General features: G+C 68.6%; 11 protein-coding genes. 5 read left to right on the plus strand and 6 right to left on the minus strand.

Annotated elements, in window-relative coordinates:
• Positions 1-560: 560 nt before the first annotated feature.
• Both ACH4EB_RS33360 and ACH4EB_RS33365 read right to left on the minus strand, forming a co-directional pair.
• Positions 561-2,708: a hypothetical protein gene (locus ACH4EB_RS33360; protein ID WP_398351992.1), complete on the minus strand. Its 2,148-nt coding sequence runs from the start codon at positions 2,706-2,708 to the stop codon at positions 561-563.
• A 340-nt stretch (positions 2,709-3,048) separates the two neighbouring features.
• Entirely contained in the window at positions 3,049-4,164 is a 1,116-nt protein-coding gene (locus ACH4EB_RS33365) for a hypothetical protein (protein WP_351879705.1), read from the minus strand.
• A gap of 1,130 nt (positions 4,165-5,294) precedes the next feature.
• On the opposite strand from ACH4EB_RS33365, the gene ACH4EB_RS33370 reads away from it, so the two are divergent.
• From ACH4EB_RS33370 to ACH4EB_RS33385, 4 genes are all read left to right on the plus strand, one after another.
• Positions 5,295-6,422, plus strand: a complete 1,128-nt coding sequence (locus tag ACH4EB_RS33370) for a DEAD/DEAH box helicase family protein (protein WP_398351993.1) — start codon at positions 5,295-5,297, stop codon at positions 6,420-6,422.
• Complete coding sequence (locus ACH4EB_RS33375; RefSeq protein ID WP_398351994.1) at positions 6,304-7,203, plus strand: DEAD/DEAH box helicase; 900 nt, start codon at positions 6,304-6,306, stop codon at positions 7,201-7,203. Before ACH4EB_RS33370 ends, ACH4EB_RS33375 begins: the two co-directional genes overlap by 119 nt.
• On the plus strand, positions 7,145-8,467 hold the full coding sequence (locus ACH4EB_RS33380; protein ID WP_398351995.1) for a hypothetical protein: 1,323 nt from the start codon (positions 7,145-7,147) through the stop codon (positions 8,465-8,467). The genes ACH4EB_RS33375 and ACH4EB_RS33380 overlap by 59 nt, the downstream gene beginning before the upstream one ends.
• A gap of 98 nt (positions 8,468-8,565) precedes the next feature.
• Positions 8,566-9,258 (plus strand): AbiV family abortive infection protein, encoded by a 693-nt coding sequence (locus ACH4EB_RS33385; RefSeq protein ID WP_398351996.1) that lies wholly within the window; start codon positions 8,566-8,568, stop codon positions 9,256-9,258.
• A gap of 69 nt (positions 9,259-9,327) precedes the next feature.
• Here the strand turns inward: ACH4EB_RS33385 and ACH4EB_RS33390 are convergent, their stop codons facing one another.
• Positions 9,328-13,593: a hypothetical protein gene (locus ACH4EB_RS33390; protein ID WP_398351997.1), complete on the minus strand. Its 4,266-nt coding sequence runs from the start codon at positions 13,591-13,593 to the stop codon at positions 9,328-9,330.
• Between the two features lie 181 nt (positions 13,594-13,774).
• On the minus strand, positions 13,775-13,960 hold the full coding sequence (locus ACH4EB_RS33395; RefSeq protein WP_388841739.1) for a hypothetical protein: 186 nt from the start codon (positions 13,958-13,960) through the stop codon (positions 13,775-13,777).
• Between the two features lie 373 nt (positions 13,961-14,333).
• Here ACH4EB_RS33395 and ACH4EB_RS33400 point away from each other — a divergent pair, with 373 nt between their 5' ends.
• Positions 14,334-15,320, plus strand: coding sequence for a PIN domain-containing protein (locus ACH4EB_RS33400; protein ID WP_398351998.1), 987 nt, complete (start codon positions 14,334-14,336; stop codon positions 15,318-15,320).
• Between the two features lie 303 nt (positions 15,321-15,623).
• Here the strand turns inward: ACH4EB_RS33400 and ACH4EB_RS33405 are convergent, their stop codons facing one another.
• Together ACH4EB_RS33405 and ACH4EB_RS33410 are read right to left on the minus strand one after the other, a co-directional pair.
• The gene (locus ACH4EB_RS33405) at positions 15,624-18,062 is read right to left on the minus strand and encodes a Helicase associated domain protein (protein WP_398351999.1); all 2,439 of its coding nucleotides are present in this window, start codon (positions 18,060-18,062) and stop codon (positions 15,624-15,626) included.
• Between the two features lie 156 nt (positions 18,063-18,218).
• Positions 18,219-18,863 carry a hypothetical protein gene (locus tag ACH4EB_RS33410; protein ID WP_388841730.1) on the minus strand — a complete coding sequence of 215 codons (645 nt, stop codon included), beginning with the start codon at positions 18,861-18,863 and terminating at the stop codon, positions 18,219-18,221.
• Positions 18,864-18,909 lie beyond the last annotated feature (46 nt).

The following is an 18,909-nucleotide window of genomic DNA, read 5'->3' on the forward strand; positions in this document are numbered from 1 at the left end:
CGCGCGGTCTGCTCCGCAGACACGACGCGCCGCTGCTACGCAGCGGGAGGCAGCTGCTCCGCAGCTGCCCGGCCCACTCCGTGGGCCGGGCACTCCACTCCGTGGAGCGCAGTGATAGGTCGGTGCGAGAGGAACCCGATCGCTCCGCGATCGGGTTCCTCTCGCACCTTGTCTCGTTGATTCTCTTCAGCTCAGATGCCCCGCTCCGCGGGACACCTTCTGGCTGGCTACGGGTCAGGGGGATCCCGGCGCTTGAAAGAGGTGACGGGTCCTCGGATGGCTTCATTAGGAAGCAAAAAACTATTCGAGTTTATGAGAACTCGTCATCCTGCTCTCGATGCCGCGAAGCGATCACGATGGGTACGCCAGTCTCCGGACAAACGATCCGTTGATGCTCTGAGGGGCCGGGCTGGTTGCGCCTGTCGGACAAGTACGGCAACTGTCCACGGTGGCTCAGCTTGCCGCTCTGCAGCGGCACTTGACCGAGCGTCGGGACGAGCCCGCTGGCCTGCTGTCCGCCTTGGGGCATTCTCACTAGGGCGTTCGTGATGCACAGCACTTCACGTCAGGCCGATCTGCCCCAGCAGGCGGCGGGTGTCGGGAGACGTGTCGTTGAGCGTGTGGCCGTGTTCGAGGCTCTTGAAGATCACGGCGTCCTTGGGGGCGCGGTCGGCGTGGAAAGTGGACCAGGTGCGGCAGGTTGGGCAGTCTCGGCCGATCAGGAACGGGCGCAGCAGGTGCAGTGCGCCGTCGGTGTCGCGGAGGTAGAGGCTGTTCGTCTCCAGGTCGTTGCTGGGGTAGGTCGTGGTGCGGGTGGGGACGACGGGGTGGTCTCCGGCCAGTTCCCGGTATTCCACGTGCGCCGTGCGGGCAAAAGCGTCCCAACGGACGTTGGTGATTTCCAGCAGGGCCAGGTCAGCGAGGAATCTGGCCCGTTCGACCAGGAGGGTCAGGTCGGCGAACGCGACGTCGATGGCGTGGGGCAGGTCGATCGGGTCGACGCGCCGCAGGTGGGCCTGGTTGTTGCGGCGCTCGCTGAGGGCTTGGCGGGCTTTCTCGGCGTCCTGGTGCGCCAGCAGGGTCCGGATGTCGTTGAGGGGGTGGGCTTCGGGGAGGTTGTTGAGCTGCCGGCTGGCCGCGGCTTCGTTGAGTACGTTGGCCCAGTCGCCGAAACCCGGGCCGCTGCGTCCGCCGGCGAGCTTGTCCCGGATCGCCGTCACCGCCCCGAGCGTGATCTGCCGGGCGTGGGTGAGGGCGAGGACGAGTTGGGCGACGTAGCAGAGGAGTTCCTCGGCGGTGTCCAGGATCGCGGCGTAGGCGGCGTGGTCGTCACCGGCGCTGATCCGGGCTTCGGTCTCGCGCCAGCAGTAGGCGATCGGGTAGGGGAAGCGGGTGCGGACGCTGTGGCCGAGGTCGTCGAGCAGTGAGGCTGCTTCGACGCGTAGCCGCAGGGCGCGGCCGGAGTCGATGACGCGGACGCGTGCCAGGGCCGCGGTCTTTTCCAGGAAGACGGACTCGATCACGGAGTCGGCTTCTTGCTCCCACCGTTTGAACTGCTGCTTGGCGGACGTCAGTTCGTCAAGGGCTTTGGTCAGCGCCTCATCGGGCTGCGGAACAGGCAGCTTGAACAGCGTTTCCATGCTGGTGATGGCCAGTCGTGGCCCGGCCAGCGTCAGAGCGAGCGGGGTGCGCAGGAACATGGTGATCAGGCGGGTCTGCGGCCTGGAGAGCGGCTTGATGGGCCGTAGGACCACCACGTGGTCGGATGCGGCGGCAGGGAGGTGTTCGTCGGTGACTTCGGCGGTGAAGAAGCCGTACGGGGGGACCGTGACCGGGGCGACCATGCGGCGGATCACGAGGTCCCCGGCGGCGAGTTGCAGTTCTGGGGGAATGCTCGCCCACAGGGTCTCCTCCGACGGCGGGGCGATGGTGCCGTCTCGGCCGATGTCACGCGGCTTGACCATGCGTACAGCGCTGGGGTCCTTCGGTGACGTCAGCTGGTTGTGTCTCTTCAGGGCCGCCTCGCTCAAAGCGGTGCGGTGGAAAGTGAAGAGATCACCGAGCGCGTTGACCGCGCCGAAGCCGGCCAGGTCCTCGCGGCGTTGAAGAACGTGTGGGTCAAAGCGGTCAAAGTACAGGCCCTGGTGCGGGCCGGGCGGTTCCCGTAGCACGTAGCCGTGTTCTGTCCTGCCGCCCTGACGGGCCAGCAGTCGCTCGAAGTCCTTGACGACGTCTGCGTCATCGGAGCGGCGCGGGACCTGGAAGACCTTGAGCACCGGTCTGGTCTGTGCCCGGGCCCGCAGGAAGACGAGGACCGATGTCGCGCTCCAGTGAAGCTGGGTCAGCGCGCCCGGGCTGTAGACGACGAGCTGGGTGTCCCAGCGCTCGGCCACCTTCGTTCGCATCTCGGCGTACCAGGGCTGATCGGACTCCCACGCCTGCGCCGGCAGCAGCACTGCCATCACGGCGTCAGATGACGGCGGAACGCACGCGGCCAGAACCTCGGCAAAGTAGTCGGAGGGACGCGCTGGACGGCGCTTGTCCGGTGTCGCCTCGCGCTCCCACGTCGGCACCAGAAGCAGCGGCCCCTCGGCAAGGATCTCTTCGGAGCGCGTGGCCAGTTGTTCCCATGACGGCTCGCGCACGCTCTTCCAGCCCTTCGGCGCGCCGAAGGGCAACTCCCCCGCGAATACAGAACTGCTCAGCACGGTCGGCGTCCTCTGGGCAAGTCGCTCGAAACCGATGCCAACCAGCTGCTCGCTCAACGACGACAGCTGCGCGGTCTTTGCCACGTTCCCCCCAGCCCGGCATGTTCTCGTCTGCGGAAGGAAGCCTAAAGGCTTGCAGATCGCCGGATCTCTCATCCTCAGGTTCTGGCCCCGGGGAGCTGTGGGGAGTATGCGTCTGCTCCACGAGCAGAAACCGCTTCGCCCCGGCTCCCTTCTCGCTCTGAGGCCACGGTGACAGAGCCGACGGGCGGCGGCTGAACGGCGGTGAGATCGGTGGGCCCTGAGACGGCTCGACGTGAGCGAGCGGCCTCCAGACCAGTCATCGGTATTCCCGTAGCCGGGTGAGGAAGTGTCGGACCAGAGCGTCCAGCTCAACGTCGGCACTGGTCTCCTCGACCAGGATGCGTTCGATGTGGACGATCCCGCTGTTGCGCCAGTGCCGGTCGCGTGTAGTGTCCGCGCCGAAACGCTTACGGTGGTGCGGGCCATCAACCTCGATGATCCCTACCCGTCCGGCCGCGGTGATGAGGAAGTCCGGTGTCCAGGAGTTGCCGACGCCGACGCGGCCCATCGGCAGGGGGAAGATGGAGATCGTGGAATCCTGTGGCAGCTTGGCCTGGGCCCTCTTCAGTGCCTCGTAGACAAGTACTTCTTCCCGGGAGTCGAAGACGAAGCCGTCGGTGCTGAAGGTGGGGACGGCTTCCCTGGCGCGCGTCCTGGATGCCTGGTTGGACGCTGTTCCCTTGGCCAGTCGTTGCTGCAGGGTCTGCCGCCAGTCGTCACCGATGTCGGGCAGCGCGGGTGCGGCAGTAACAGCACCGATCTCCAGGCCGTGCCGTCCGGCCACATGGTCGAAGACCGGCTGGATCGCCGCGATGACCTCGCTGGTGAACCGGGGAACGAGGTAGGGCGGCACGATGAGGACGGCGTCCTCCCAGTCTCCGAACCGGTTGCCCGGGACCAGTTCCACGTCTTCGACGTCTGTCAGCAGCGCGGCGGCCTGGCTGTTGCCCTGCTCAAGCATCAAGAACGCGGTCTGGGCCACAACGAGGTGCGCGGTGTCCGCCGTCGGGCCGGGCTTCTGGGGAGCGGGGTCGGCGGCCGTGACAGCGACAGACACCTGGACCTGTGCCGTCTGGCCGTCAGGCGCTAAGCGGTCAGGAGCGGACGGCGGCTTGCCGTCCACGAGCAGTTCGACGGCAGGACGGGCGTCGAGGACGTGTGCGAGCGCCTCGTCGAGGACCGCGGGGGCATCCGTGGACACGAAGTTGTCGTAGACCCCCTGGTTGGCCATGCTCAGGGTCAGTGTGGTGCCGTCGTAGGCGAACACCGTCGCGTTCTGGCTCAGCAGGATCCAGGTAAATCGCCGCCGTTTCTTGACCGCGTCTAGCAACTGGGGCCACAGGCTTTGCATGGCCGCTGTCTCGTCCGTCATTGCGCCCCGCCTCCCCGGATGCTGCTCCTTACAGCAGCGTAGGAGCCGGCACCGACAGCAGGCTGGAAAACGGACCCCACCGTCCATCACCGCGGCCGGGCTTCCTGAGGATCGGTTCCCGCCGCGAGCCGTTGCCCAGCCGGGCGACGATGGACTTCACGGCTGTTCTTTCGGCCGGCGCCGGGGGCGTGCTCGGAGTCCGGCGTGCTCCGCGGCGATCGGGACCGGGTGCGTCTTGGTCCGTGTCGCTGTGACGTGTGCAGGCAGCAGTCGCCTCAAGTGCTGCCTGCCGTCCCAAGGCACCGTGCCTGGCGCTGGTGTTGTGCCCGGTTCGCGCTCTACGCATACCCCCGACCGCTGCGGACTCTGATCGGTATGGGGGTTTTCGGCGAGGGGCCGGTGCTGCCGGAACAGCAGCCGGGTGAGTCGGGCGCGGAGTATTGGGGCGAGTGGAGCATCTGACGGATCGGGCGCAGGCCCCGGGGGAAGGGGCTGATGCGCCTGCGCCTCTGGCTGCGATTCCCCGGGGCTGGCACCGCCCGGAGCATGGCAGTTACGGTTGCTGTGCACCCACTTGCCGTCCTGCCAGGTGACCGTGTCCATCAGTCGCCCGTAGAATCTGTCTATCGGTACGCCGTAGCGGCCCAGCAGCCCCACCAGTACCGCGGCTGATGCGTTTTGCATCTGCCTCAGAGTAGAGTTGTGCGTCGTTGGAGGCGGCGAAGCAGCGACAGACTTCCGTTGCCGGCCGGCCCCGGCGGCAGTGCCGAAAAGCCCGCGTGCTTGGTCGGACATGAGGTGTTCCGCAGGAGCGTCTTGAGCAGCGCGGGCCTGGCCACGGACGGACACGAACCGCTGTGGAGCGCAGGCTACCGGGAGCGTTTCCGCTCACATGCGATCGTTCGAGAGTCTTGATGCGCACAGTTCGGCAGCCTCAACAGCCAATTCTGAGCATTTTCCGCGTTTGATCTTTATATCTGTTGTCACATGTGGACCATGGGGCAGCTCCTGCGCATGCGTTCGGCACCTCCCCCACGGCCCCCGCAGCTCACAGGGCCCTGCCGTCGCGCGCTCCGGCACCCGGCCTGCGGCGGTGTACCGGAGCGGGGTGCTGTCGAGGAAGCAGGTCGATGGTGGGGTTGCAGACGCCGCAGCTGTGGGCGGTTCCGCAGCAATGGGAGGGCAATACGGCCCGTCAGCTTCTGGTGCCAGCCGGGCCGCTACAAGCGAGCGAGAGCCGTGAGGGCCGCTGCGTGCACAACGCCTTCGGGCGCTGGGAGGTCGGCGATGCGGGGGCGGCGGTGCTGAGCGCGCGCCTGCCCGTGGACGGTGAGGGGGCGGTGAGCTGGTGCGGCCCGCAGGAGTTGCTGGCGCCACAGGCGGTGCCCGAGTCGTACGCGGGCGCGGTCGAGCTGCATACCGCGGTCCGCGAGGGGGGTTTGAGGCCGCCTCAGGCCGGGGCCCTGCACGCGGTGATCGGGTACTGGTACTCAACGCTTCCCGAACCGGGCCTGGTGGTCATGCCGACCGGCACGGGCAAGGCGGAGACCATGCTGGCCGTGCTGGTGGCCTGCCGTCCTGAGCGGCTGCTCGTGCTGGTGCCCAGCATCGCGTTGCGTGACCAGATCGCGGCGAAGTTCGAGTCGCTGGGCATCCTGCAGCGGCAGGAGGTGGTCTCCCCTGATGCACTGAGGCCGTGCGTGGGGCGGGTGACCTGCCGGTTCACCGAGGCCGCCGAGGCGAAGGCGTTCGCTGCGGCCTGCAACGTGGTCGTGACCACGCCGCATGTGTTGCACCACTGCACGCCGGAGGCGCGCGACGCGCTGCTGTCGGAGTTCAGTCATCTGATCGTCGACGAAGCGCATCATGCCCCGGCCTCGACCTGGACGAGTGTGATCCGGCAGTTCGAGGGCCGCAGGGTGCTGTTGTTCACCGCTACCCCGGTTCCGGGAGGACGACAGAAAGATCCCCGGACGAACCATCTTCCGCTACCCGCTGCGCCAGGCCCAGAAGGAGGGATACTTTACGCCCGTGGACTACCGGGCGGTGCTGAGCCTGGAGAACAACGACCGCACGATCGCCGAACTGGCGGTGCAGCGGCTGCGCAACGATCTCGCGGCCGGGTACGACCATCTCCTGATGGCGCGGGCCAACACCGTCAGGCGGGCGCGGGAAATCTGCGAACTGTACCGGGAGGCGGCTCCCGACCTGAATCCGGTGGCGTTGTACGACGGGCTGGCGCCGGCCGCCCGCAGTAAGGTTCTGGCAGGCATGCGCTCGCGGGGGTGCCGGATCGTGGTGTGTGTGAACATGCTCGGCGAGGGATTCGACATGCCCGAGCTGAAGGTCGCGGCGGTGCACGACGTCCGCAAGAGTCTCAGCCCGATGATCCAGTTCATCGGCCGTTTCACCCGCGGCGCATCGGCCACGTCCACCCCGATCGGCACCGCCTCGGTGTTCGTGACCCGCGATCCCGCCTCTGCGCTGTCGCCGCTGCGTGACCTGCTGAAGGAGGACGCGGACTGGAACGTCCTGCTGCACGACATCACGGAGCGGAGCACGGAGCGCGGCGAAGAGCTCAGCGAGTTCGATGCCTCCTTCGCCAACGTGCCGGACGGCATCGCGGTCAGTGTCCTGGAACCGAAGATGAGTGCCGTGCTACACCGTGCCCCGTCCGGCGTCTGGGACCCGGACGCCGCGATCGCCCGCTATGGCGAGGACCGGGTCCTGGGGCAGAGCGTGGCCACCGGCGCCGACAACCGTGTCGCCTGGTTCGTCGTGGAGCACCGCACGCTGGTCGACTGGGGCGCACCGCAGTTTTTGGAGCAGACTCTTTACGAACTGATCGTCATGTACTTCGACGGTCAGCGGCGGCTGCTGTACGTGTACGGCTCCCACAAGAGGGGCGACTACACGGAGTTGGCAAAGGCAGTGCTGGGCGACGGCAGCCGGCCCGTCAAGGGCATGGACACGTTCCGGGGTGTTCGCGGGTCTGGAGCGGGTGGTGGCCACCAACATCGGCCTGCTGGATTCCCGTGACCACTTCAACCGCTTCTCGCTGCTGGTGGGCAGCGATGTCTTCGAGGCCCTGGACTCGGCCGCCCGCAGGAACCGCAGCCAGACCCACATCATCGCCTCGGGACTGGACGACGGCACCAAAGTCACCATCTGCGCGGCCCTGTCAGGCCGTTTCTGGTCCCCGCGTACCGCCCCGAGCCTGCTGGCCTGGATGCAGTGGTGCGACGAGCAGGGCGCAAAGATCCTCGACTCGGGCGTGGACCTCGAACACGTGCTGGCCGGCTTCATCATCCCCGTCGAGCAGACCGAGCGCCCGCCGATCGTGCTGCTCGGCCTGGAATGGCCCTGGCAGTGGCGCGCCGGCCTCGGCGATGGCCCGCCCTTCGCCTACAGCGGCCGGTCCCACCCGGTCACCGACATCGGTTTCCGTGTCGACGACTTCTCCCCCGACGGGCCGATTCGCTTCTGCCTCGTCTCCCCTTCCTGGGAGATCCCCTACAGCGCCGGCTTCACCGACCAGGGCCTGGTCTACACCCCCGTCGGCGACGACGCTGTGGTCCACTACCAGCGCACGGCACTGCCCGCCGCCGACTGGATCAACCGGAACAAGCCGTACCTGTACTTCGCCGGCGACCGCATCCTCACACCGGACGACCGGCTGCACGCACCCCGCACCGACCTGCCGCCCTTCGACCTGTCCCTGCTGGCCCCACTGGAGTGGGACGGCGTGGACATCCAGGCAGAGTCCATGGAGGCCGAGCGGCTGCCGCACACCGTGCAGCACTACATGTACCGCCATCTGAGCGAGCAACAGAACTTCGACATCCTGCTCGACGACGACGGCCCCAACGAAATCGCCGACCTCGTCGGCATCACGGCCGACGGCACGGACATCACCATCACCCTCGTGCACTGCAAGTACTCCAGCGAACCGTTCCCCGGCCACCGCGTCGCCGACCTGTACGAGGTGTGCGGCCAGGCCTCCCGCGGCGCGAAATGGCGCGAGTACGGCATCGAGGCGCTCCTGCGGACCCTCTACAGCCGGGCGGTGAAGTGGGCCGCCCGCAACCCCGGCAAAAGCCCGTACCTGATCGGCAACATCGACGAGCTGTACCGGATGCGCGAACGCGCTCCCCAACTGCGGCCTCATATCAACACCGTCATCGCCCAGCCCGGGCTGTCGGCGGCCGTCTGCAGCGCCGAGCAGCAGCATCTGCTGGCAGGTGCCTGCTCTTACGCCAGGGCCCTGACCAAGGGGAGCTTCACGGTGTACTGCAGCCCGTAGCCTGCTACCGGCAGGCCTGGGTGCTTCGAAAGTGACATGGTGGCTGGCGTGGCCTGGACATGGGCCGACTGGGCACGGAAGGGCAGGACACGCGAACCATGGTCGAGATGAGTCCACAGCAGGCGCGGGAGTTCTGGAAGGCGTTGATGGACAACGCCTCCTGCCTGATCACCGACGCCCACACACTGCTGTCCGCCAGCTCTTTTGGGCGGGCTCGGTCTCTCACCGTCTTGGCGCAGGAGGAACTCGGCAAGGCGCTGTGGATCTATGATGCCTTCCAGATCGCGTGGAGCCAGGGCGACGGAGCTTCTCGAACGGTCGACGCGCTGACTCAGCGCGGGCGAAGCCATACGAAGAAGTACCTTGAGGCGGTCGTCTTCGGCAGCGAACTCGCTGAGTTCTGGGGTGACTACAGTGCCGTACCCGAGGTGGGATCAGGCTATGAGGTATGGGAGGAAGCACACAGACGGCGGCAGGAGGAAGCCGAACTCGCCGCCGGGGAGGCCAACCTCGCCAAGCAGCGTGGTTTCTATGTAGACCGCGACGCGAACGGCACCGTCCTGTCTCCCACGGCCATCGAGGCCGGGACGACGGCGGACGACCTGCAAACGGCCGCACGCGTGATCGAGATGCTGCTCATCAACGACCACACCCGGATGAAGGCGGCCGCCACCCCGTACGACAGCACGCATGCACAGCAGTTTCGGCTGCTGCCGGTCTCGCACCCTGAGGACTGGGCGGCGGCCGCGCAGTCATCAGTGGACCCGCCGGCCGAAGAGGAAGGCCGCTAGCGTCAGTAAAACCCGCCGCCCTGATGGCCTTCTGATCGCCCGACTTTCCTAAGGCAGTGCCGGGCGTATTCAGGGCGAGGAGTCGGGCTGTGTGGGTGTTCTGCGGCGCGACCAGGTGCTGGGGGTCGGCAGGTTGCCGTTGACGACGATGGCCGCGACGAGGGACGGCGCCTCGGGGTTGGTCAGGCCGTGGAGCGCCGGCTGGAGGGTGAAGAGGTAGTTCTCCGGGACGCCGACGGGGGATGTCTTGCGGCTCATGTCCAGGATGCACAGGATCGACAGGCGTGCGCCGTCGGCGGCTGCGTACTGGGTGGGCTGCCCCATGTACTTGGGGGCGCTCTGCTCGGTGACCGGGGTTTTGCGTTCCACCTTCAGTTCGGCGGTGATGCCGTCGTGGCGGGCATCGAGGTAGCCGAGCGCGAGGGGGCTGCCGCGCTCCAGGCGGCCGCCGAGTTCCGGCTCTGCCAGCAGTTCCTTGTAGAGGTCGTCGTGGAATTTGCGTTCGGTCACGTGGCTGCCGCGTTTGTACTGCTTGTTCCACGTCATGGTGAGCCCGGTGCGGCAGATGGCGGTGAACAGGCGGCAGAAGGCCTGGAGCTGGTCTTCGTCATAGCCGGCGTGGTGGAGACGTTCGTAGAGGGCGAGCAGCCGTTCGTCGAAGACGGGGAAGTTGGTCAGGAAGTCGCGTGAGGCGTCGAAGGGTCGGCAGCGGATCTGGCGGTGTCCGGCGACGTCGAGGTTCTGGGTGACCGGTTTGCCGTCCCGGCTGCCGCGCCAGCGCAGATTGACCGAGAACGGTGGGGCCGGGCTGCCGGCGGGGAGGCCGAAGCGGAGGATGAGCGTGCCGGTGGCGCTCAATGTCACCGGGTCGTCCGGGCGCGGTGGGCGCGGCCAGAAGTAGGAGGGCGTTTCCGCCTCGCTGGGGGTGAGATGGCTGAGGAGTTCGGCCTCGAGAGTCTCGGCCCACTCCGGCCAGGGGCCGGTGCGTACGTCCAGGCGGAGTTCATAGACCGTCGAGGGGCGCAGGACCTGCGGGCCGGTGATAAGGCGTCCGTCGACGCTGGCCAGGGCGACGGCGACGGTCGATTCGTCCTCCGCGGGCCCGGCAGGTTGGGCGTTGTCTGCGGCCGTGGCGCGGGAGGCGCGGCGTGTGCGGCGCGGGCCGTGGGCGATCACCAGCGGCAGGGGCAGAGCGGCCCAGTCGGCGAGGAGGTCCGCGACACCGTCGGCGCCGGTGAGAGCCTGCACCCGTTCCAGGGCGGCCGTCAGCTCTCCGGCCAGCGGGTCAGTGTCCGTGAACCGCTCTTGAAGCTCGGCGGTGAGGGCGGCTGCGCGCCGCCGGGCCGCGGTGGCAAGTGCGGTCATCTCGGTCGTGTCGGCGTCGAGTTCGGCCGCGTCGAGCTTGATCAGGAAGGCGGCCACCTCACAGAGCTTGGCGAAGCACCGCACGTAGGCAGCGGTGGCCGTCACCTCCTGAGCCTGGTCGGTGAGCGTCTTGGCCGCGGTGTGCAGCCGGGTTGCGCGGGCGCGCAGCGCGGCCGGGTCGTCGCCGCAACGGCTGCGGCGCTGGTCTGCGTCGTACTGGTCCGGGCCGCCGACCGGCACCAGTTCACGGCCCGCGAGAAGGCTGCGGACTGTGACACGGATGCGGGCCTGTTCCGCCAGAGCATGGGCGCGGCCCTCCCCTGTGATGGCTTGAGCGGCGTGCGTCAGCGCAAGCGCGGCCGCACCCGTGTCGCCCCGGGCCGCTGCGGCTGCGTCGAACGCGGCCGCAGCGGCGACCAGCGAAGCCATCGCCCGGTGGACGGCGAAAGCGGGCTGGTCCGGGAGCCGGTCGAGGACAGTATTCATCACGGCTGCGGCGTCAGAGGGGCGGGCTGCCCGCCAGGCGACTTCGGCGTATTCGGCCGCGCCGGGCACACCGTGCGGCCCGAGTTCCAGGGCGGCCGCGCGCAGGTCCGCAACCGGCAGGCCGGCCAGGCCCGGCCCGCACTCCAGCAGCGCGCACAGTTGCCGGTTGTCGTGAGCGTTGAAACGGTCGTTGATCGCCGGGTCGCGTACCTGGCGCAGGCGCAGTGTTGCCATGGCCACGGTGGTGACGGTCTGGGGCAGCCAGTCACGGCTCAGGGCGTCGCGCAGGTGGTAGCGGTCCAGGTCGGCGGCGCGCCCGAGAATCGTCTGTTCCGTGCGGGCCCTGAGGGTTTCGCTGCTCCGGGAGAGCCTGGAGGCGGCGGCCATGGCTTTCTTGACGGTGTCCGGGAATCGGTCGGCGTCGACGTGTTCGCAGACAAACAGGGCGTAGGCCAGCAGCGCGGCGGTGTCCTGGGGGCTCCATTCCAGCCTCATGGCGGTATCTAGAACACCGTCGATGACACCGAGGTAGGGATCGGCGAGCAGGGCCGGCAGGAGGTCGGACAGGCTGGAGGGCAGACGGTGGGCTGCGCCGATCTGCGCCCAGGCGCTCAGCGCGGCCGACCGGGAGGCGACGTCGGAGTCGACGACGTAGGTGTACAGCAGGGGGAGGAGCAGCCGCAGGAGGCCGGGGTGGTCGCCGTGGCGTCGGCCGAGTTTTCCCAGCAGCGGCAGCAGTTGGGCCACGATGACCTGCTGGCGCTGGCTGTCGCGTTCGTCGGCGATGGTGTCGATGACTGCGCTGCTCACGGCCGTCGCGTCGAGGGCGGCGATGTGTTCGAGAGCGTCGAGGAGTCTGCCAATGCTGGAGGCGAGCGACTGGCGGTAGGTCATCCGGTCGAGGAACCGCAGCTCCGGCGAAGCTGTTTCGGGGGTGGCCAGGAGCGGGGCGGGGGCGGTGTCCGCCGACTCCAGGGTGTCGATGGCGGTCAGGGCCGTGCCCAGCAGAGCGGTGAGGTGCGGCTGGGCCCAGGCGGGGTGGGTTTGGGCCAGCTGTTCGGTCAGGATTGCGGCCGGGACGCGTACGTCGTCGCCCCAGTCGCCTCCGATACGGGTCAGGCAGGTGGAGAGCAGGTATTCGAAGACGGCCCGCTGCCGGCTCTCATCGGGCTGGGGATCGCTGGCGGTCCGGAACCTGTCCTCGGGGTCGATGAGGCGGCCTGCTTGTTCCAGGGCCCCGAACAGGCGCCTGCGCACGGTGTCCGCGGCGGCTCGGCCGGCCCGCTCGAGGTGGGCAGGGACATCGCCCACCTCCAAGACGAGCAGTGCGGCCAGGGCCTGCTGGATGGTGCCCACCGGCGCGGGGTCGTCGTGATGGCCGTCGTCGACGCCCAGGTTCAGCAGCATGGGCGGCACCAGCTGGCCCGCCACGTCCGCGTGTGTGAACGCCAGAGCCCTCACGGCGGCCGCGGCAGCGCGCCGATCGGTCTCGGCCTCGCTTGGCGTCCGGGGTGTCGGCCCCACTCCGGCAGGCAGCACAAGCGACTCGGGCGGCCGGGGAGCGGGCAGCATGCCGGCGAGCACCGCGGCCACGGCCCTGGGGGCCGCTCCCGCCGCCGCGCGCAGAGCACTCGCGTCTCCGGTTCCGCCTTCGTAGACCCCGAAACGCCGGGTCCGCGGCTCGGCCAGATACACCAGGGACCGGATCACTGCCTCGTCGAGCCGACCGGCGTCGTTGGGGGTCAGCAGGTCGGTCACACAGCGGCCGGCCTCCTCAACAGGGCCGCGCCTCAAGGCATTCAGAGCCGCCTCCAAGACGTCCGCGGCGTACTCGCCACGGACGCGGGCCACATGACGCAGCGGCGTCAGCAACGCCGAGAGGCGCACCTCGGCCACCAGCACCAGGGCCAGCTCGATCACCGCGACGCTGAAGGTCTCCGGTGCCCGCTCCGCCAGCGCGGTCAACCGCCGCAGCGCACCATCGAATGCCTCGCCGTCCCGCTCGACACCAGGCTCCCGGTCCAGGACCCCGATATCGTCGAGAGCACTCGCCATCGCCGTATCCGAGGACGTCTGCGCACCACGGCGGTGCTCGACACGCTGCTCCCACTCGCGGCGCCGGCGTGCCGTTTCAGCACGCTCGGCCTCCTCGGCCCTGGCTGCGGCTTCCTTCTGCTCCTCCATCATCGTGGCAAGATTCGGCACATCCCCCGTGGGACGGCGATGAACACACCCCACGCAGTGCTCCGCATAGAACTCTCCGGCGATCCAGGCCAGATTCCCGCTGGCACCGCCATGAGCCACCAGACAGCCCACCTGCCGCATGTTGATCGGCAACCCGGTGGTTCCCTCAGCCCACCCCCGGCCACCGAACTCGGTGAACGTCATGTTCAGACAGTGACGCCGGGCCATTTCCACGGTATGGGCGTTCTCGCGGCCGGTCCTCACCGCGTCTTCGAAGACTCGCTCCGCATCGCTGGGCATACCCCCACTGTCCCAGGCACCACTGACAACGCCGACTTCGTCCACCTTGCCTCGCTCCCGGGGGCGTGCAGTGGCTGCACGCGCGCCAGAGCCCCTATCCGCTTCCCCCCTGCCACCGCGTGATCACAAGGTTCCCTCCGCGCTGGGACGCGACAGCCGCCGCCCCACCAACAGCACACGCTCACCCCGGAAGGCAGAACACGAACCACTTCACAAGATCAACGATCAAGCATTCCCCCCTCCCCCAAAGCCGGGGAATCCTCCTAGTTACGACATTCTCCGCGTATCTCCAAGCGGCGAACTGGGCGAACTCACCCTCGCCACCGGTCCAGACGGCGATCCGCTCGGCCGCTTCGGCGTCGTCCATTCCGCACCCGCTGCCGCGCGAGAGCATCGCGCACTCGCGGAAACCCGCCTTCCAGGCGTGATACGGGGACTGGTTGATCCGGGCGGTGTCGGCGGTGAACTCGCATCGGCCGGCAGCGTGGCCAGCACGTCGACGGCCTCGCCCATCTGCCGCAGGTCCGAGCGGCGGATCAGCTTCAGCCCGCCGTAACCGTAGAATCCCGCTCCAGCGCGCCGAGCTGCTCAAGGAGGCGGTCTTGGTAGGTCGGCGGGAGGGGCTTCTTCTGGGGCATTCTCCGATGATGGCCTGCCCCACTGACATCGCGCCCCGGTTGGGTGCTGCCATCGCGGAAAACCTGTGAGCCAGGGCCCTGTGAAGGGCCTACGCTCCCGTCATGTATAGCAGTGCCTATACCCTGCCGTTGCCCGGCGGCTTCCGGCCCGGAGTCTTCGACACCTCGGTGCTCACCCAGGACATCACCGCGGCGCTGAAGCGGGGGCAGCCGTCCTCGATCCTCGCCGGAATGCAGCACGGGACGCTGCGCGGGTTCATCCCGCACTACGTGTGGGCGGAGGTGCCCCGGGTGCTGGCCGACCGCAAGCGTGAGGGCGGCAGCTTCGATCTCGTCCGGGCAGAGCGGCTGTGGTGGCAGCAGTACGTGCCTGTGCTGCACGTCGTCTGCGTGAACGGGCTGCCCATGACGCCGGCCGCCGACAAGCTCGCCCACGAGGACCTGAGTGACGTCGGCATCCTCCAGCTTGCCGGCGTACTCGCCCCCGTCGTCCTCTTTGCATCTGACCGTGACCTGATCCGCCAGGGTGTCGCCGTCCCGAACTGGGAAGCGGTACGAGGTGTGCTGGGGAGGATCGGCAGAGCGGAGGCGGGCATGGAGGGCAGCACCGCCACCATCGTGGCAGCCGGATACGGCCTGGCCGGAGCGGTCCGGATCGCACGGGCCCACCCGGTGGCCGCCGCAGCGGCGGTCACCGCCGCCGGCGTCTACGCGTACCGCAACCGCAGCCGGTTCTCCAGCGATACCCGCGCAAAGCTCGTCCGGTTCGGAGCGGAGGCCTTCAAGATCCTGGGCGAGCCGTTCGTCCAGCACGAGGTGCACGGGCGTGAATGGGCCCAGGCGCGGCGTGGCACTGGTGGGGATGACCTGTTGTCGCGGGTCGCGCGTCTGCTCGCCCGTTCGCCTGAGCCGATGACACGCACCGACATCCTCGCCGCGCTCCCGGCTTCGGTGCAGGAACCGCACCGTCGGCAGATGGAGGGGCTGCGGCGGCTGTTGCACCGCTTCCCCGCCTTCCACCAGGCAGCGCCCGGCCGATGGCAGCTCGGCAGAAGGAACATGCAGATCACCGCTCCGCCGTCGGCGTAGGTGGGGTATGTAGGGCGGTGTGCCGCAACGGGCAGGTGGCGCCGGGTGCGGTCGGCGAAGACGTTGTGCCCTCGCCGGCGGTCAGAGGCTCGCGTTCGCTCGGCGTCATGCGGGTCTCGACGTGTTGACCGTCACGAGCCGGGCGGGCGGTCCGTCGTGCGGTCGCGGAGCCTGTCAGTGACCGCAGGTGTCGGCTTGTGGTTCTGTTCCTGTGCGCTGCCCCTCAGCCCGGCCTTCCTTCCATGCCTTGCACGGGAAGCTCGTGCTCGAACGGGGTAGTCGTCGGCTTCGGGCCGGGCGCTGTTACTCGGTTGTGGGGGCGGTCCAGTCCGCCTGGAGGATCTGCGCCATCAAGTCGTCCTGTTCCTGAGTGAGTTGGTGGGCGTTGCGTCGGGTGCGGGCTTTGCACAGCCACGGTCCGATCATGATGCGTTCTTCGTCGACGTCGATCCATTCCCGTGCGCCGGGCGGGCGGTTCCAGTGCTCGACGAAGAGCCGCAGGATCTGCGCGTTCTGTTCGAAGGAACGGCGGATCCGCTTCGCCGCGGGCGGGCTCGCCCGCTTCACGGGCGGCAGGGGGGTGGCGGGGGTCAGCTGCAGGCGGGTGAGGAGGTCGCGTTGGGCGGGGGCGAGGCGGTCCCAGATGGAGAGCTGGCGGTGCAGCCAGCTTCCCATCTTCACGTCGTCGATCACTGTGCCGCGGTGCAGCGTGCCTGGGCTGTAGCCGGCTTCGATGTGGCGTCGCAGGAGGTGGTATTTGCGGTGCCAGTCGGGGCCGTGCGGGAGGGTCCAGTTGGGGTCGAGGGCGGCGAGCCGAGCGAGGCGGCCCGGGTCAAGGCGGTTCTCGCGGGCGAGGGCGCGCTGGACGACGAGGAAGCGGCCTCCGGGCAGGTGTTCGGGAATGGCAAGGTGGCCGTGCTCGGCGTGGAAGGCGGTGACGGTGGTGAGGTTGCCCTGCCAGGCGGCTTCGTGGTCGTCCCAGATCATGTCGAGCGCATCGAGTTCGGCGACCCAGTCGTCGGTGAGGAGACCCTGCCTGCGGGCGGTGCGCTGGCCGGTGACGAAGGCGCCGAGCCGGTATCCGTAGGCGTCCTCATAGTCGGCGGGCACGCGCAGGTGGCGGTGTTCGGCATGGAAGCGGGTCGCGGCCGCCAGGCCCGCCCGGCGGGGGGCGGAGAGAGCAGCGGCGTCGGCGGGCCAGGCGATCAGGTCCATGGCCCGGGCGATGCTGTCGGGGTCAAGGGTGAAGTCGAAACGGAAGCGGCGGGCCAGGAGTGTGCGGGTGCTGTGTTCGAGGCGGCGTTTGGTGGTGGTGCGGGGAGCGCGGGCGGCGATGGTCTGGTCGTGGTGGCGTAGGGCTGCGGTGACGAGCCAGAGAGCTTCGTAGGGGGTGCCCAGGAGGTCGGTGGGGTCGGCGCCGCGGGGGATGTAGGCGGGGACGACGAGGCTGGCGGTCTTCGTGGCCTGGGTGGGGGGTTTACGCAGGGCGCGGCCGAGGGCCTGGACGATGCGGCGGACGCTGGCGGTGCGGTCGGCGAAGACGACGGCGTCGACGGCGGGCAGGTCGACGCCCTCCCCCAGGACCTGGGCGTTGGTCAGGACGGCGCGGTCTGCGCCGGCGAAGTCCGTGAGGATGTCGTGGCGCTGGCCGGGCCTGTGGGTGCCGTTGATCGACTGGACGACCAGGTCGTCCGCCCACGGGGGGCGCTGGTCGTCGGTGAGGGTGCGCAGTGTGTGGGGGAACTGGCGGGCGAAGTCGGTGGCGTCGGCGACCTGCTGGAAGTACACGATCACGTGATGGAGGTCGTGTTCGGTCATCGCCTTGAGGACCGCCAAGTGCAGTGCGGTGGTACGGCGGGCGGCCGGTCCGAAGCCGGAGTGGACGTCGGGGGTGGCGAGGACGGTGCGCAGGTGGGTGTCGGTGATGGTGGGGACGACCAGTTGGTAGTCGGCGAGGACGCCGTCGTCGATGGCGTCGGCGTGCGAGTAGGTGTGCAGGCGTGGGCCGAAGGTTTTGGTGTCGGCCATGGAGGCCACGAGAGCGGGGGCGTCCCAGGCGGGGGCGGTGACTGCGGTGCGCTTGGGCTGAGGGCGGGTGGTGGGTGCTTCCGTCAGGCGCGGTGGGTCCCATTCGTAGGGGGTGGCGGTCAGGTAGAGGCGGCGGTCGGCTCGGATGCGGGTGTGGTCGTGCAGGACGGTCCAATCCTTGTCCCAGCTTCCCGCGGTGCGGTGTGCTTCGTCGACGATCACGAGGTCGAAAATAGGGACGGGAGCGCGGGTGTGCAGGGTTTGCTCGATCTTCGGGAGGGAGTCGAGGGTGACGAGGACGGTGGCGTGCTCGTGCCGGGCCAGCCAGGTCGCCAGGAACTCCGGGGAGTTGGTGCTGTGGACGCCTGCTCCGGCCAGGACCGGGTGCTTGGCCGCAGCCAGGGACGAGACGGCCATCATCGGCTCTGGGCGTCCGTCGTTGCGGGCTGCCTGGGCCCACTGCGAGATGAGGTCTAGGCTCGGCACGGCGATCAGCAGGTGTCGGGCGTCGAGGGCCTCGGCGGTCCGTAGCGCGGTGAGTGTTTTTCCTGTGCCGCAGGCCGACACCATGTGCCCGCGGCTGTGTGCGCGCGCGAGGTGACGTGCCGCGCTGTCGACGGCCCGCTGCTGGTCCGGGCGTAGTGCGTGCCGGGCGGGGCGGGTGCGGGAGGCGGTGACGGCGGTGATCTCGGCGATGGGCTCCTCGGAGGGCATGAAACAAGATCCTCAGTGCGCGATGGAGCGGTGGCCGGCGGGATCCATCGTGTCGGGTGTCCTTCGCTGAGTGGTGTTGCGGGAGGAGTGGGCCGGGTCGGTGGTTGCGGGTCGTGTCCGTGCAACGTTAGGGGATGTCGTGGGGCTGGTCTGGGGTTAGGCGAACAGGGCTTCTACCAGGACTGCTTGGAGCCTTCCTTCTTTTAGGGCGGTCGTGATTTCGGCTGCAGAGGGGTCTCCGGTGAGGCCGGTGCACAGGATCGCGCAGGGCTGCTCGTTCTGGGTCATCTTCCACATCGCGTCGGACAGAACGGTGGCTGGGACGCGGAAGGTCTGCGTCTCTTCAAGGGTGGGGCCCTCGTAGTAGATGCCCCTGAAGGTGCGGTCCTGGGTAGCAAAGACGGCCTTCCACTTCTGGTGGGCCTCGGGGATGGTGTCTCCCTGCCAGGTCGGCCAGATGAAGCGGCTTGGATCGACGTCGGTGTCGGCCAGGTGGGTGGCGGGGCTCACCACGATCACGATCACGTCGGTGCCCAGAGTGACTTCGTTGATGAGTTCTGTCAGGCGGTTGACCTGTACCTGTGAGGTGGGGAGTGTGACGTGGGTGAGGCCGATGTTGAAGGCAGGCAGCCGGCCGGGCGAGTGGGGCGGTGTCGTCATGATGCCGTACTCCTGGTTGAGGTCGTTCGGTTCTTTCGTGGTTTGGGCTGCGGTACGTCTGGTGATGTCAGCCGGGCTCGGGTTGCGGGTCTGTTGGACGGGCGGCGGGCGCTGCCGGGAGGATCCGATGCAGCTGTTCATGCGGGGGCGGAGCGCCGTGGTCCCGTGGTCTGCCGGTTGGTCGGCG

It is taken from the genome of Streptomyces sp. NPDC018045, assembly GCF_044327445.1.
Lineage (GTDB): Bacteria > Actinomycetota > Actinomycetes > Streptomycetales > Streptomycetaceae > Streptomyces.